At 72.2% G+C, this 14,650-nt stretch carries 12 protein-coding genes; 5 read left to right on the plus strand and 7 right to left on the minus strand.

What is annotated here, in order from left to right; genetic code table 11:
- Positions 1 to 5: 5 nt before the first annotated feature.
- Positions 6 to 443: a MarR family winged helix-turn-helix transcriptional regulator gene (locus IE177_RS27960; RefSeq protein ID WP_190018221.1), complete on the minus strand. Its 438-nt coding sequence runs from the start codon at positions 441 to 443 to the stop codon at positions 6 to 8.
- A 124-nt stretch (positions 444 to 567) separates the two neighbouring features.
- Here IE177_RS27960 and IE177_RS27965 point away from each other — a divergent pair, with 124 nt between their 5' ends.
- Both IE177_RS27965 and IE177_RS27970 read left to right on the plus strand, forming a co-directional pair.
- Entirely contained in the window at positions 568 to 1,485 is a 918-nt protein-coding gene (locus IE177_RS27965; RefSeq protein ID WP_190018222.1) for a quinone oxidoreductase family protein, read from the plus strand.
- A 111-nt stretch (positions 1,486 to 1,596) separates the two neighbouring features.
- Complete coding sequence (locus IE177_RS27970; RefSeq protein WP_190018223.1) at positions 1,597 to 3,474, plus strand: sialidase family protein; 1,878 nt, start codon at positions 1,597 to 1,599, stop codon at positions 3,472 to 3,474.
- Here the strand turns inward: IE177_RS27970 and IE177_RS27975 are convergent.
- Positions 3,424 to 4,464 (minus strand): bile acid:sodium symporter family protein, encoded by a 1,041-nt coding sequence (locus IE177_RS27975; protein WP_190018224.1) that lies wholly within the window; start codon positions 4,462 to 4,464, stop codon positions 3,424 to 3,426. The genes IE177_RS27970 and IE177_RS27975 overlap by 51 nt on opposite strands.
- A gap of 183 nt (positions 4,465 to 4,647) precedes the next feature.
- On the opposite strand from IE177_RS27975, the gene IE177_RS27980 reads away from it, so the two are divergent.
- The 3 genes from IE177_RS27980 to IE177_RS27990 all read left to right on the plus strand — a co-directional run bounded on the left by IE177_RS27980 (position 4,648) and on the right by IE177_RS27990 (position 8,563).
- Complete coding sequence (locus tag IE177_RS27980; RefSeq protein WP_190018225.1) at positions 4,648 to 5,517, plus strand: LysR substrate-binding domain-containing protein; 870 nt, start codon at positions 4,648 to 4,650, stop codon at positions 5,515 to 5,517.
- 243 nt (positions 5,518 to 5,760) lie between these two features.
- The gene (locus tag IE177_RS27985; RefSeq protein WP_190018226.1) at positions 5,761 to 7,587 is read left to right on the plus strand and encodes an AMP-dependent synthetase/ligase; all 1,827 of its coding nucleotides are present in this window, start codon (positions 5,761 to 5,763) and stop codon (positions 7,585 to 7,587) included.
- A gap of 139 nt (positions 7,588 to 7,726) precedes the next feature.
- Positions 7,727 to 8,563: an aldo/keto reductase gene (locus IE177_RS27990; RefSeq protein WP_190018227.1), complete on the plus strand. Its 837-nt coding sequence runs from the start codon at positions 7,727 to 7,729 to the stop codon at positions 8,561 to 8,563.
- Positions 8,564 to 8,648: 85 nt separating this feature from the next.
- On the opposite strand, the gene IE177_RS27995 is transcribed toward IE177_RS27990, so the two are convergent.
- The 5 genes from IE177_RS27995 to IE177_RS28015 all read right to left on the minus strand — a co-directional run bounded on the left by IE177_RS27995 (position 8,649) and on the right by IE177_RS28015 (position 14,627).
- Positions 8,649 to 9,260 carry a hypothetical protein gene (locus IE177_RS27995; protein WP_190018228.1) on the minus strand — a complete coding sequence of 204 codons (612 nt, stop codon included), beginning with the start codon at positions 9,258 to 9,260 and terminating at the stop codon, positions 8,649 to 8,651.
- Between the two features lie 113 nt (positions 9,261 to 9,373).
- A complete protein-coding gene (locus IE177_RS28000) occupies positions 9,374 to 10,075 on the minus strand; it encodes an SDR family oxidoreductase (RefSeq protein ID WP_190018229.1) in 702 nt (233 codons plus the stop codon).
- A 178-nt stretch (positions 10,076 to 10,253) separates the two neighbouring features.
- On the minus strand, positions 10,254 to 11,165 hold the full coding sequence (locus tag IE177_RS28005; protein ID WP_190018230.1) for a class I SAM-dependent methyltransferase: 912 nt from the start codon (positions 11,163 to 11,165) through the stop codon (positions 10,254 to 10,256).
- A gap of 157 nt (positions 11,166 to 11,322) precedes the next feature.
- A complete protein-coding gene (locus IE177_RS28010; protein WP_190018231.1) occupies positions 11,323 to 13,098 on the minus strand; it encodes a glycoside hydrolase family 6 protein in 1,776 nt (591 codons plus the stop codon).
- A gap of 50 nt (positions 13,099 to 13,148) precedes the next feature.
- A complete protein-coding gene (locus tag IE177_RS28015) occupies positions 13,149 to 14,627 on the minus strand; it encodes a cellulose binding domain-containing protein (RefSeq protein WP_190018232.1) in 1,479 nt (492 codons plus the stop codon).
- Positions 14,628 to 14,650: the final 23 nt, after the last annotated feature.

The raw sequence follows: 14,650 nt of genomic DNA on the forward strand, positions 1-14,650 counted from the left end.
TCCCGTCAGCCGTCCGTGCCGGAAATCCGGATCAACATGCCCATGAACTGCTCGCGTTCCGCGGTCGACAGCGGGGCCAGCAGCGCCTCGTTGGCCTCGCGGGCGCCCTTCTCGCAGCGGGCGAGGACACGGGCGCCCTCGCCGGTGAGGGACACGGCGTTCTTGCGCCGGTCCCGGGGGTCGGGCGCGCGCACGACGAGGCCGGCGGACTGCAGGTCGTTGAGGACGCCGACCACGTCCTTGGGGTCCAGGCTCACGCTGCGGCCGAGGTCGGCCTGGGCCACCGGGGCGAGGTCGCGGACGGCGGAGAGGACCACGTGGTGCCACATCTTCAGGCCCTCGGCGGCGAGGGTGTCGGCGACCAGGGCGCGGCCCCGGGCGGCGGCGCGCCCCAGGAGCCAGCTGGGGAGGGAGCGGATCGCGGACAGGGGGGCTTCGGCCATGACGGCAGCCTAACCGAGAATCATTGGACATCCCAATGAAACTTCCTCTACGTTGGAGCTCCCAACGAGTTCGTGGGGAATCCCAACGAGTTGTGCGCCGGGTGCCCCGGCCCTGGAGGTTGCCATGCGTCGTGTCCGGTACGAGTCCAGCGGTGGCCCGCTGTTCCTGGAGGAGGCGCCCGTCCCCGAGCCCGGCCCGGGCGAGCTGCTGGTGCGCTGCGAGGCGGTCGGCATCACTCTGCCCATGGTCCGCAAGGTGACCGAGGCCGCCGAGCCGGTGCCGCTGGGCGGCGAGGTCGCCGGTGAGGTGGTGGCGACGGGTGAGGGGGTGACCCGGTTCCGCGCGGGCGACCGGGTCACCGGACTGTGCTTCGGGCACGGCTACGCCGACTTCGCCCTGGTGGGTGCGGCCATGGCCTCACCGGTACCGCGGGAGGCGTCCGCCGTGGACGCGATCGCGCTGGTGCGCAGCGGTCTGGTGGCGCTCGGGGCGCTGGATGCGGCACGGTTCGCGCCGGGCGAGTCGGTTCTCGTCACGGCGGCGGCGAGCGGTGTCGGGCACCTCGCGGTGCAACTGGCGCGGGCGCGGGGCGCCGGCCGGGTGGTGGGCGCCGTGTCCGGCCCGGGGAAGGCCGGCTTCGTCCGCTCCCTGGGCGCCGACGACTGCGTCGCCTATGACGCCGGCGACTGGGGGGAGCCCGTCGACTGCGTGCTGGACGCCGTCGGCGGAGACCTGCTCACCCCCGCCCTCGCCGCGCTCGCCCCGCACGGCCGTCTGGTCGCCTACAGCTCGGGGGGCGGCACGGTCCGGGCGTACGACCTGCTGGTGGGCGCCAAGTCGGTGATCGGTTTCCAGATGGCACTGATCGCCCGCGGCCGGCCCGAGCTGTACGAGCAGTGGCGTCGCGAACTGTGGCGCATGGCCGCCGAGGGCACGCTGAGGCCCGCCGTGCACGCTGAGTTCGCGCTGGAGGACGCGGCGAAGGCGCACGCCGTGGTCGAGACCCGGGCCAACCTGGGCAAGGTCGTCCTGCGGCCGTGAGTGCCCGCACGCTTCTTGTGGGGTGCCCGGGCCCCCACTACCGTCGACGGTGCGCAGTTGGACATGGGATGTCCGGACGTCGGGATGTCCGGCCGACGAAGGGGTCGTACCGTGCCGTCAGGTCCTGCCGCCCGTCTCAGATCCGTACTCGCCACCGCCGCCCTCACCGTGACCGCCCTGCTGCTGTCCCTGGCCCCCGCTCCCCCGGCGGACGCCCGGCAGGCGCGCGGCACGCCGGAGTTCGGTCAGCAGGTCCTGTTCAGGGCCTCGCAGGACCCCGGCTACGCCTGCTTCCGGATCCCGGCGATCGTCCGGACGGCCGAGGGCACGCTGCTCGCGTTCGCCGAGGGCCGGGTCCTCAACTGCGGGGACGCGGCCGACATCGACATCGTGCTCAAACGCTCCGCCGACGGGGGCCGCACCTGGGGCCCGCTGGAGGTGGTCACCGAGGGCGCCGGCGACACCCACGGCAACCCGGCGCCGGTCGTGGACCGCGACACCGGCCGCGTCTGGCTCGCCGAGACGTACAACACGGGCCGTACCGACGGCGCCAGCTGCCCGGTCCCCTGCGACCGCACCCCGCACCTGCAGTACAGCGACGACGACGGCGTGACCTGGTCCGCGCCGCGCGACCTGAGCCCCGAGATCCTGCCCGCCGACTGGAACTCCTGGTACGCGACCGGGCCCGTGCACGGCATCCAGCTCACCCGCGGCCGGTACGCGGGACGGCTGGTCCTCGGCGTCAACACCGAGACCTGGGACGGCACCCGGATCACCGCCAACCACGCGGCGCTCGTCGTCAGCGACGACCACGGCGCCCACTGGCGGATCGGCGCGACCGACACCTGGCCGATCGCCGCCGACCGCACCTTCCGGCAGAAACCGTCCGAACTGACGCTCGCCGAGCGCCGCGACGGTTCGGTCCTGGTCAGCGGCCGGGAGCAGGACGGCACCGACCTGGGCCACCGCACCCAGGCGGTCAGCCGCGACGGCGGCGGCGGCTTCACCGCGCCCTTCCGCGCCCTCCCCGACCTGTACACGCCCCAGGTGCAGGGCTCGTTGCTGCGGCTGGGCGACCGCCTCCTGCTGGCCTGCCCCGGCGACCCCGACCGGCGGCGCACGATGATGATCCGGTCCTCCTACGACGGCGGGCGCAGCTGGGACGGCGTGGACCGCGGCACGGTCGTCACCACGGACTGGTCCGGCTACTCCGACCTGGTCCGCGCGGACCACGACACGGTGGGCCTGCTGTACGAGGGCGGCGCCGTGGACGCGCGGGACGAGATCCGCTTCGCCCGGTTCACCGAGGACTGGCTCGCCCCGCGCAGGGGCCCCGACCCGGTGACCGCGGACCTGGCCCCGCACGCCCGCCCGGCCGCGGTGCTCGGCGGTCCTGTGGAGACGAAGGGGGTGCGCGGGGGCGCGCTGGAGTTCGACGGCGGCGACGACGCCGTACGCCTGCCCTACCGCGCGGCGCTGCCGCTGGGCGCCGGGGAGTTCACGGCGTCGCTGTGGTTCCGGTACACGGCCAAGACCGGGGAGCAGCCGCTGCTGTGGATGGGCGGGATCGGCACCGGCCAGCCGCAGGTGTGGGTGCGCGGCGAGCCGGCGAACAACCGGGTACAGGGCCTGATCACGGTGCGGGACGGGGCCACGGCCGTGCGGACCGCCGTGGTGCGCACGGACACCGCGTACAACGACGGGCAGTGGCACCACGCGGTGCTGCGTCGCGGTGGCGGCAGCCTGTCGCTGTCCGTGGACGGCGCCCGGACCTCCGTCGCCGACCAGGCGGGTTCCGTCAGCCGCAACTCACCCTTCGGCGTCCACGTCGGTCAGCGCATGGACTCCCGCGCCTTCTTCACCGGCGCGATCGACGAGGTGCGCGTGTGGGACCGGGCGCTCACGGACGAGGAGCTGGCGGACCCGGAGGTGCTGCGCTCACCTGAGGACACGGTGGTGTGGCTGCCCCTGGACCGGGTGCGCGGCTGACTCGTCCGCCGGGTCCGCGGTGTCCTGGTCACGGGCCCGGCGCTTGGCGATGACCGCGCACACCATCAGCTGCATCTGGTGGAAGAGCATCAGCGGCAGCACGGCCAGGGAGGCGTGCGCGCCGAACAGGACGCTCGCCATGGGAAGCCCGGAGGCGAGGGACTTCTTGGACCCCGCGAACTGGATGGCGATCCGGTCCTCCCGGCCGAAGCCGAGCGCCCTGCCGCCGTACCAGGTCAGCGCGAGCATCGCGGCGAGCAGCACGGCCTCGACGGCGAGCAGCGCGGCCAGCCGGACGGGGCTGACCTGGTGCCAGATGCCCTGGGTCATGCCCTCGCTGAAGGCCGTGTACACGACGAGCAGGATCGAGCCGCGGTCGACGAGTCCGAGGACCTTCTTGTGCCGGGTGACGAAGCCGCCGATCCAGCGCCGCAGCAGCTGTCCGGCGAGGAACGGCACGAGCAGCTGAAGCACGATCTTGACCAGCGAGTCGGCGGAGAACCCGCCGCCGCTGTTGCCGAGCAGGGCGGCCGCGAGGAGCGGGGTGAGGACGATCCCGACGAGGGAGGAGAAGGAGCCGGCGCAGATCGCGGCGGGGACGTTGCCGCGGGCGATCGAGGTGAACGCGATGGACGACTGGATCGTGGAGGGCACCAGCGTCAGGAACAGCAGCCCCTGGTAGAGCGGCTGGGTGAGCAGGACCGGCACCAGCCCCCGCAGGGCCAGCCCGAACACCGGGAAGACGACGAACGTGCAGATCAGCACGGTGACGTGCAGCCGCCAGTGCCTCAGTCCGTCCAGCGCCTGACGGGTGGACAGCCGGGCGCCGTAGAGGAAGAACAGGAAGGCGATCGCGGCCGTGGAGGCGCCCGAGGCCACGTCGGCGCCGACGCCCCGGGCGGGGACGAGTGCCGCGAGACCGACCGTCCCGAGCAGCAGCACGATGTACGGGTCGACCGGCATCCAGCCCGGCCAGCGCAGGCGTTTCACGGGGCTCCGATTGCTGTGCGTGTCTGTGGGGTGCGATTGCTGTGCGTGTCTGTGCGGTGTGCGCGGCTTCCGTGCGGTGTGCGCGCCTCTCTCCATGGTCCACGACGGTCGCCGATCGGGAAACCCGCACACCGCTCTGACTGCCATCGTGTTCCGCGATGGCCGGGTGTACGTTGGGAAGCCGTGTACGACCCCACGCACCTGCGCACGTTCCTCGCGGTGGCCCAGACGCTCAGCTTCACGCAGGCCGCCCGGCGGCTGGGACTGCGCCAGTCCACGGTGAGCCAGCACGTTCGCCGGCTGGAGGACGCGGCCGGGCGCCGGCTGTTCCTCCGGGACACCCACTCGGTGGAGCTGACCGAGGACGGCGAGGCGATGCTGGGCTTCGCCCGCCGGATCCTGGAGGCGCACGAGCAGGCGTCGGCGTTCTTCGCCGGGACGCGCGTGCGCGGCCGGCTGCGGTTCGGTGCCTCGGAGGACTTCGTCCTCACCCGGCTGCCGGAGATCCTGGAGGGCTTCCGCCTCGGTCATCCGGAGGTGGACCTGGAGCTGACGGTGGAGCTGTCGGGCACCCTGCACGAGCGGCTGGCCGCCGGGAGGCTCGACCTGGTGCTGGCCAAGCGGCGCGGGGACGACTCGCGCGGGGAGCTGGTGTGGCGCGACGACCTGGTGTGGATCGGCGCCGAGCGACTGCGCCTGGACGCCGGCCGGCCCGTCCCGCTGATCGTGTACCCGCCGCCCGGCATCACCAGGGACCGCGCGCTGCGGGCCCTGGAGCGGCAGGGCCGCGAGTGGCGGATCGTGTGCACGAGCGGCAGCCTCAACGGGCTGATCGCGGCGGCCCGCGCCGGCCTCGGGGTGATGGCCCACTCCCGCCGCCTGATTCCGCCCGGCCTGGTCCCGCTGCCCGGCGGGGCCGGCCTGCCGGAACTGGGGAAGGTCGACTTCGTCCTCGTGCACGGCCGGCGTCCGGCCGCGGCGGAGGAGGCCGCGAACGCGCTGGCGGCGGCGGTCCTGGCCGGTGGCGAGCGACTGCGGGGGCGCGGCGCGTGACCTCGGCCACCGTAACCGGCGCGTACAGATTCGGTGGAGATTGCGGTTCCGAAACCTACTGACCAGTCAGTATTGTGTCCGTCCCTTCCACATGTGCGCGCATTTCCGGGTCACCGCGCCGGGAAAACGTGAGGTTTGCCAGGTTTCCACCCCCTCCCGTCCGGTGACGGCGTGGGGTACGTTCACCCCGCTGTGCCGAGCATCACCAGGCGCGGCCCAGCAGCAAGGATCGGGGAGCGAGGTTTGCGCGAGTTCACCAACCCGTCGTTGGCGTCGGGGCCGCCGGTGGGCGGTCTGGCCGACGTCGTCTTCGAGCACGCCCGTACGGACCCGCAGCGCGTCGCCCTCGGCCGCAAGGACTCCGCCGGGCAGTGGCGGGACGTGACCGCCGGCGAGTTCCGCGACGAGGTCCTCGCCCTGGCCAAGGGGCTCCTGGCCCGCGGCATCCGCTTCGGCGAGCGCGTCGCGATCATGTCCCGCACCCGTTACGAGTGGACCCTGTTCGACTTCGCCCTGTGGACGATCGGCGCGGAGGTCGTGCCGGTCTACCCGACCTCCTCCGCCGAGCAGTGCTTCTGGATGCTGTACGACGCCGAGGTGTCGGCGGCGATCGTGGAGCACGAGGACCACGCCATGACCATCGCCACGGTCATCGGCCGGCTCCCCAGCCTGCGCCAGCTGTGGCAGCTGGACGCGGGCTGCGTGCAGGAGCTGTACGACGCGGGTGCGCACCTGGACGACGAGGTGGTGCACCGGCACCGGGAGGCGGTCACCCCGGACTCGGTCGCCACGATCATCTACACCTCCGGCACCACCGGCCGCCCCAAGGGCTGCGTGCTCACGCACGGGAACTTCATGTTCGAGGCCGACACCGTCATCGGGCGGTGGGAGCCGGTGTTCCACTCCAAGAAGGGCGACGAGGCGTCCACGCTGCTGTTCCTGCCACTGGCGCACGTCTTCGGGCGGATGGTCGAGGTCGCCACCATCCGCGGGCGGGTCCGCCTCGGCCACCAGCCGCAGCTGCACGCCGCCGCCCTGCTGCCCGACCTGCAGGCCTTCCGGCCCACGTTCATCCTCGCCGTGCCGTACATCTTCGAGAAGGTGTTCAACGCGGCCCGGCGCAGGGCGGAGAAGGAGGGGAGGGACGGGCCCTTCGAGAAGGCCGTCGACATCGCGGTGAAGTACGCCGAAGCCGTCGAGGCCAAGGCGTGGGGCACCGGCACCGGTCCGACGGCGGGTCTGCGGATGCAGCACCAGCTCTTCGACAAGCTGGTCTACTCCAAGGTGCGCGGGGCGATGGGCGGGCGGATCCGCAACGCGATGTCCGGCGGCTCGGCGATGGACCGGCGGCTCGGCCTGTTCTTCGCCGGCGCCGGGGTGCAGATCTACGAGGGCTACGGTCTGACCGAGTCCACGGCGGCCGCCACCGCCAACCCGCCCGAGCGCACCCGCTACGGCACCGTGGGGCAGCCCGTCCCGGGTGTCACCGTGCACATCGCCGACGACGGCGAGGTCTGGCTGCACGGCGGCAACGTCTTCCAGGGCTACCTCAACAACCAGAAGGCCACCGACGCCTCGCTGCACGACGGCTGGCTGGCCACCGGCGACCTCGGCTCCCTGGACGAGGACGGCTACCTGACGATCACCGGCCGCAAGAAGGAGATCCTGGTGACCTCCGGCGGCAAGAGCGTCTCCCCGGGCGTGCTGGAGGAGCGGGTCCGTGATCACCCGCTGGTCAACCAGTGCATCGTCGTCGGCAACGACCGCCCCTACATCGCCGCCCTGGTCACCCTCGACCAGGACGCCGTCGAGCACTGGCTGCTGATGCGCGGGAAGCCGGGGATGGCCCCGGCCCAGCTGGTGCGCGACGCCGACCTGGAGACGGAGGTGCGCCGCGCGGTGGTCGCGGCGAACACCCTCGTCTCCCAGGCCGAGTCCATCCGGACCTTCCGTATCCTGGCCCAGCCGTTCACCGAGGAGCACGGCCTGCTGACTCCGTCGCTGAAGCTGAAGCGGAAGGCGATCGAGAAGGCGTACGCGAACGAGGTCGACGCCCTGTACCAGGCCTGAGACACTGCTCCGGGCGCCGCCGGGGCGGGGGACGCGCCTCGCCGTCCGGTGCGAATCGTGCGATCAGGAATGCGCCGGGGCCCGTGATCGTTGACGATGGGGAGTACCACCTGTCGACAACCGAAGGATCAAGAAGCTCGTGAGCAGCAAGGTCCCCCCGATCATCCTCAACAACGGCGTCGAGATGCCCCAGCTGGGCTTCGGCGTGTGGCAGGTGCCGGACGACGAGGCCGAGCAGGCCGTCGGCACGGCGCTGGAGGCCGGGTACCGCAGCATCGACACAGCGGCGATCTACGGCAACGAAGAGGGCACCGGCAGGGCCATCGCCGCCTCCGGCCTGCCCCGCGAGGACATCTTCGTCACCACCAAGCTCTGGAACAGCGACCAGGGGTACGACTCCACGCTGCGCGCCTTCGACGCGTCGCTGGAGAAGCTGGGTCTGGACCACCTCGACCTGTACCTGATCCACTGGCCGCTGCCGTCCCGGGGCACGTACATCGACACCTACAAGGCGCTGGAGAAGCTGCACGCGGACGGCCGGGTCCGGGCCATCGGCGTGTCCAACTTCCTTCCGGAGCACCTGCGGCGACTGGTCTCGGAGACCTCGGTCGTCCCGGCGGTCAACCAGATCGAGCTGCACCCGCACCTGCAGCAGCACGCCTCCCGCGAGCTCCACGCGGAGCAGGGCATCGCCACCGAGGCCTGGTCACCGCTCGGCCAGGGCAAGGGCCTGCTGGAGGTCCCGGCGATCGTCGCGATCGCGCAGAAGCACGACCGCACCCCCGCCCAGGTCGTGCTGCGCTGGCACGTCCAGCTCGGCAACGTCGTGATCCCGAAGTCGGTCACGCCGTCCCGGATCAAGGAGAACATCGAGGTGTTCGACTTCAGCCTGGACGACGAGGACCTCGCGGCGATCAGCGCGCTCAACGAGGACCGGCGCCTGGGCCCCGACCCGGCCACCTTCGACATGAGCTGACGCCTCGGGCGGCACCGTGCGCCCCCGCCCGCCCGCCGGCGGGGGCGCACGGTGCCGCCGCGGCGCCTGCCGCCCGTACCGCCGTTCAGCCGGCATGCGCGTCGGCGTGCACGACCTCGAACTCCTCCAGGCCGACCACCGCCACGTGCGCCTTGGCCGCGCCCTCGTGCCGGATCGCCGCGTGGGCGGCGCGGGAGGCCGCCAGGCAGGCCCGGTCGGTGAAGAGCGTGCCGACCAGCCCGCGTCCGCGATCCCGGTCCACGAACAGGGCGGCCCTGGCCAGTCCGGGCAGCGTCTCCAGCCGGGGCACCACGCTCGCGTGGAAGGTGTCGGCGAACAGGTCCGTGTCCGCCGGGTCGAACTCCACCCGGGCGATGCGCAGTCCACCGCCGGCGGTGGGCCGCTGGATCGTGTGGAAGACGGCGGCCTCGTAGTTCTCGACCGCGACGGTCCCGGCGAAGGGTTCCAGCAGCGCGGGCCGCCGCTCGCGCATCACCTCGTCGCTGTTGTGCCGGGCCTCCTCGGACTCCCACCAGCTCACCGTGAGCAGCTTGCCGAGGTCACGGTCGACGAAGACGCCCGCGCCCCGGTATCCGGGCCGCTCCTCGAGCAGGTCGTGCCCCTCCGAGTTCAGGGCCCGGATCGCCGTGTCCAGTCCGGCGGGATCGCCGGTCGCGTACACCGTGCGCACGAACATGAATCCTCGCCTCCCGGTGCGGTGACCCCTCACGGGTCCGGCCACGGGTTCGGCCACTTCGGTACGGTCCCCCGCCTCCAGTCTTGCCCGGGTGGCGAACCGCCGCAATTCACTCAGTTGGGCTGGCCCAGGGGGCGTACGACCACGGTGTTGACGTCCACCCCGGCCGGCTGCCGGATCGCCCACAGGATCGAGTCGGCGATCTGGCCGGCGGTGAGGAGGTGGCCCGGGGGCAGGCTGCCGTTGGTGTCCCAGAACGGCGTCTCCACGCGCCCGGGCGCGACCAGGGTCACGCCGATGCCGAACTCCGTGACCTGCCGCCGGGTGTTCTCGGCGAGCCCGGTGACCGCCCACTTCGTCGCCCCGTACAGGTTGCCGGGCGTGTTCACGAACCCGGCGACGCTGCCGACCAGCACGATCCGGCCCCGGGTCTCCTTCAAGGCCTCCACGGAGGCGCGGACGAGCAGGGCCGGTCCGAGCACGTTGGTCAGCACCATCTCGGTCCAGCCCGCGGGGTCGCCCTCGGCGACGGAGTCGTGGGTGGCGAAGCCGGCGTTGGCGACGACGGTGTCCAGCCGGCCGTACGCCTTGAGCGTGTGCTCGACGGCGTTCCGCACGTCGTCGAACGCCGCCGCGTCACCGGCGACCGTCAGCAGCGCCCCGGGATTGCCGAGCCCGTCGGCGAAGTCCCGCAGCCGCTGCTCCGAGCGGCCGGTGACGGTCACCCGGTGCCCCGCGTCCAGCAGCTGCCGGGCCACGGCCGCGCCGATACCGCTGCCGCCGCCCGTGATGAGCGCGACCGGTGAGTCGTTCATGAAGTCCCCCTGTTCTCCCCTGTGTTGCGCTGTGCTGCGCGAACGAACGCGAGGAAGTCCAGCACGTGGAGTGCGCTCCAAGTCAAGGGCCGTCGCAGGTGGACCGGTACGGCCGGCGCGAGGGCGGCAAGCGGCGCCGTTCCGCCTCGGTCAGCCCGGTCGCCCCGGCGGACTCCGGCTACGCCGGGCGTACCGCCGCGTGCACCGTGTAGGCGGCCAGGACGAAGAGGTCCGGCCTGTGGTGCACGCTCGCCGGGTCGGACGGGTCGAGCAGGCGGTCGAGGGTGACCCGGTCCTCCGGGTCGAGGGCCTCGGCGGCGCCTTCGCGCAGACGGGACAGGGACGCGGCGGCGTAGGCGCGGGCGCGATCGCCGGCGGGGGCGGGCAGGTCGAGCAGGAAGGAGCGGGTGCGGGTGCGGGTGAGGCCGGCCGCGGTCAGCAGGGCGGGCCAGTCCTCCGTCTCGGCGACGGAGCCGGGCAGGTCGGCCCGCATCCGGGCGAACCACTCCTCCTCCAGGACGTCCAGCCGCGCCTGCAGACCGGGGCGGCCGATGCCGATGTCCCGCGGCAGGAAGCGGGAGGGCAGCCCGCCTTCGAGGATGGCCAGGGTGCCGCCGGGGGCCAGCCGCTCGGCGAACGCGGCCAGGGCGGAGCGCTGGTCGCCGAGGTGGTGCAGGCTGCGGCTCGCCCAGAGCAGGTCCGCCGGGTACTGCAACTCGTCCAGGGCCCCGGGCAGCTCACCGGTGACGGTGTCGAAGCGGTCGCCGACGCCCTGCCGGGCGGCCCGGGCGCGGGCGCGTTCCAGCAGCGGCCCGGCGCTGTCGACGGAGACGACCCGGGCCCCGGGGAACGCCTCGGCGAACAGGCAGGAGACGACGCCCGGGCCGCTGCCCGCGTCCACGATCAGCCCCGGCTCGGTCACCTCCTGAGCCAGCCATGCCATGGCCCGCTCGTACACGGGGGCCAGTAGCTCCGCCTGCGCCTCCAGGTGGGGGCCCAGCTCGCTCCAGTCGACGTCCGTGTCCGTGCCGTGAGCATGCCCGTGCCCTTGCCCGTGGCGGTGCCCGGTGTCGTGGTGGTCGTGCGCCATGAAGGTCAGCCTTCCGTCCGGATGCGGTCAGGGTGCGACGGCACACCGGGCGCGGGCCACCTCTGTTGCGGTTACGGCAAAATCGGGTGGAACGTGCGATCCGCCGGGGCCGGCCCATCGGCGGCCGGCCCCGGCGGACGCTCACCGCGTCAGCGCGTCACGGCAGCGGCGGGTAGGCGTTCTGCATCAGCTGCTGGAACTGGGCGGGGAACCAGTGCCCGGCCAGCGGCGCGTTCGGCAGGGAGCCCGTGGGGTTGTTGCCGTTGCGCGAGTTGCCGCCGTAGGTGGGGTCGCACATCCGGTCGAAGCCCTTGCCCTCGTCGTTGCTGATGGCGGAGCTGGCGCCGTCCGACTCGCCCGGGGGCTTGACCCAGACGTAGGCGTCGATCCCGGTCGCCGGTGCGGCGGTCGGCCGTTCGCCGAGGCCGGCGCCGCTCTGGTTGCACCAGTTGCCGCCGTGGGTGCGCCGGTCGACGCGGCTGCCGTTGACGTAGTCGTCGACCGACGTCTGCGGGCCGGACTTGGTCGGCCGGGCGGAACCGCCCCAGCCGTTGCGGGAGGTGTCGACCAGCATGCCGATGTTCGACTTGAACCCGGACGCTACGAGCTTGTCGCGCAGCCCCTGGGCGAAGGACTGCTCGTCCACGTACCAGTTCCAGTCCACCCACTTGGACTGGCGCACCGTCTGCCCGTTGACGCTGTCGGTGATCTTGAAGTACGGCTCCTTGGTCGGGCTGTAGTTCGCCGTGTTGACGATGAAACCGGCCACGTCGTCGACGCTCGCGCCGTTGCTGGTGGCGACCTTGTGGAACTCCTGGACGGACGGGTCCAGGTTGGAGTCCCAGCCCAGCCAGCCGTGGTGGCCGGCGTCGATGTAGTTGTAGACGTTCGGGACGGCGCCCAGCTTGTCCAGGGCGTAGCCGACGCCCTTCTCGTAGTTGCCGTTGGACTTCATGGTCACGCAGGCGTCGGTGGTGGTGTTGGTGCCGCCTGCGTTGGTGACCAGGTTGGGCAGGGAGTCGGGCTCGATGACGGTGGCGATCCTGAGGCCCGCGTACTTCGGGTCGGACAGGATCGAGGCGATCGGGTCGATGTACTGGGACTTGTACTTGGCGAGGTCGTCGGGTCCGAGTTCGCCGTTGGAGGCGAGGGCTGAGCAGTCACGGCCGGGCAGGTCGTAGATGACGAGCTGGACGACGAGGTCGCCGGAGCCCTTCTGCTTCAGTGCCTCGTCCAGGTGGTCGCGCAGGCCCATGCCGTCGCCCACGCCCTCGATGGTGGCGATCCGGTCGAGCCAGACGGCGGTGGGCTGGTCGGCGACGCGGCTGCCGCCCGGTTCCGCGGCGGCCTTGGCCGACCATTCGGGGTTCACGTACACCTTGGCGCCGGTGTAGGGGTTGTCTACCCGGCTGCCGGTGCCGCCCCCGCCGTCGCCCCCGCCGGTGCCGCCGCCGGTGCCGCCACCGGTGTCGCCGCCCGTGCCACCGCCCGTCCCGCCGCTGCCGCCGTCGACGTTGCAGGTGACGCCGTCGAGGGTGAAGGTGGCGGGCACGTCGTTGGTGCCGCTGTAGGAGCCGTTGAAGCCGAAGCTGACCGTGCCGCCGGACGGCAGGCCGCCGTTGTAGCCCTCGTTGGCGGCGGTCACGGACGTGCCGCTCTGGGTGATCCTGGCGTTCCAGCCGCTGGTGACCTTCTGCGAGCCTGCGTACGACCACTTCAGCGACCAGCTCGACTTGGTGGCCGAGTTGTTGGTGATCGTCACGGCCGCGGTGAAGCCGGTGTTCCACTGACTCTGCACCTTGTAGTCGACGGTGCAGGGCACGGCGGCGAGACCGGCGCCGGAGTCGGCCGGGATGGCCGCGAACGCCGTCCCGGTGGCTCCGGCGAGCAGGCCCAGGGCCACGAGCAGCGTCGTTGTTCTGGTACGACTCATGAGTGCGGGTTTCCTTCTCTCCGTGAGGGTGGAGAACTTCGGGTGGGGGGTCACGGGTTCAGGGCGCGCAGGTGGTCGCGCAGCCCGGCGCCGTAGGCGGTGGGTGTGCCGTCGTAGCTGGAGATCAGGGACGGCCCGGAGGAGCAGTCCCAGGTGTTCCAGGTCCAGCCCAGGTACGACAGGCCGCGGTCGTCGAACCACTTCATGACCTGGTCGGTGAATCCGTGGGCGCAGGCGTTCTCACCGACCTCCCCGGCGACGAGCGGCACCTGGGCCGCGACCGGGGCGAGTGTGGAGTTCCAGCAGCTCTCGCTGGAACAGGTGTTGAAGTTGTACACGTGGTACGCGGCGGCGAGATTGCCCGCCGGGTCGGTGGGCCGGTACGTCAGCCACTGGCCGAGGTCGTTGGAGTACGCGAGTCCGCCGGCCATGACGACGTTCTTCGCACCGGCGCCGCGGATGCTGTCCACCAGGTCCTGCATGCCGGCGACCTCGTAGGGGATGCCGGGGCAGGTGCCGCCGTCGCGCCAGCACTTCCAGGCGTCCGTGGCGCTGCTGGTCGCCCGGTCCGGATACGGCTCGTTGAACAGGTCGAACACGGCGGCCGGGTCGTCCTTGAAGATGCCTGCGACCGATGCCCAGAAGGAGGGGGCGTAGCTCATGTCGGGCATCGGCTTCTGGCAGGTGGCGTGCACGTCGGAGCAGCCGGCCGAGTTGCCGGTGTACTGGCCGTAGGACCAGTGCATCTCGAGGATCGGCGTCATGCCGTGCGCCTCGACGCGGGCCACCAGGTCCTTGACCGCGTTGATGTAGTTGGTACCGCCGTACTCGGGCTTGATGTCGGAAAGACCCAGCCAGCACTCCTCGTTGAGCGGGATGCGGACCGCGGTGGCCTTCCAGCCGGCGATCGCCCTGATCGCCGCGTCGTCCACCGGGCCGTCCCAGATGCCGTAGCCCTGCACGCACATGAACTCGCCGCCGGAGCGGTTCACGCCGAGCAGGCGACGGGTCCTGCCGGACGCGTCCACCAGCTTGGTGCCCGCCACGTGCAGGGCGGGCGCGGTGCCGTCGGCCGGCGGCGGGTCGGTCGGCGGAGGATCGGTCGGTTCCGAGTCCACGTTGCAGGTGGTGCCGTTGAGCTTGAACGCCGCCGGTACGGCGTTGCCGCCGCCCGGCCGGGAGGCCAGGAACCCGGCGCTGACGCTCGCGCCGGTGCCGAGCGCACCGTTCCAGCTCTCGTTGGCCGCGGTCACGGCGGTGCCGGACTGCGCCCACTTGGCGTTCCAGCCCTGGGTGACCTTCTGACCGCCGGGGAAGTCGAAGGTCAGTTTCCAGCCGCTCAGTGCCGCCTGGTTGTTGGTGACTTTCACCGATCCCTGGAAGCCGTTGTCCCACTGACCGGTGACGGAGTACTCCACCGTGCACGCGGGTGTGGCTCCCTGGGCCGCCACCACCGGGACGACCGCGCTCACGACGAGCGCGACCGCACCGGCGGCGGCTAAAAGTACTGAACGCGGGGGGTGTCGCATGAGCGACTCCTTGCAGCTTGGCG

The organism is Streptomyces lucensis JCM 4490 (genome assembly GCF_014650035.1).
Taxonomy (GTDB): Bacteria; Actinomycetota; Actinomycetes; order Streptomycetales; family Streptomycetaceae; genus Streptomyces; species Streptomyces lucensis.

What these genes read in the sequence shown, in the direction of transcription:
- IE177_RS27960 (WP_190018221.1), bottom strand. Translation starts at nt 443, where the DNA reads ATGGCCGAAGCCCCCCTGTCCGCGATCCGCTCCCTCCCCAGCTGGCTC.
- IE177_RS28000 (WP_190018229.1), bottom strand. Translation starts at nt 10,075, where the DNA reads ATGAACGACTCACCGGTCGCGCTCATCACGGGCGGCGGCAGCGGTATC.
- IE177_RS27995 (WP_190018228.1), bottom strand. Translation starts at nt 9,260, where the DNA reads ATGTTCGTGCGCACGGTGTACGCGACCGGCGATCCCGCCGGACTGGAC.
- IE177_RS27965 (WP_190018222.1), top strand. Translation starts at nt 568, where the DNA reads ATGCGTCGTGTCCGGTACGAGTCCAGCGGTGGCCCGCTGTTCCTGGAG.
- IE177_RS28005 (WP_190018230.1), bottom strand. Translation starts at nt 11,165, where the DNA reads ATGGCGCACGACCACCACGACACCGGGCACCGCCACGGGCAAGGGCAC.
- IE177_RS28010 (WP_190018231.1), bottom strand. Translation starts at nt 13,098, where the DNA reads ATGAGTCGTACCAGAACAACGACGCTGCTCGTGGCCCTGGGCCTGCTC.
- IE177_RS28015 (WP_190018232.1), bottom strand. Translation starts at nt 14,627, where the DNA reads ATGCGACACCCCCCGCGTTCAGTACTTTTAGCCGCCGCCGGTGCGGTC.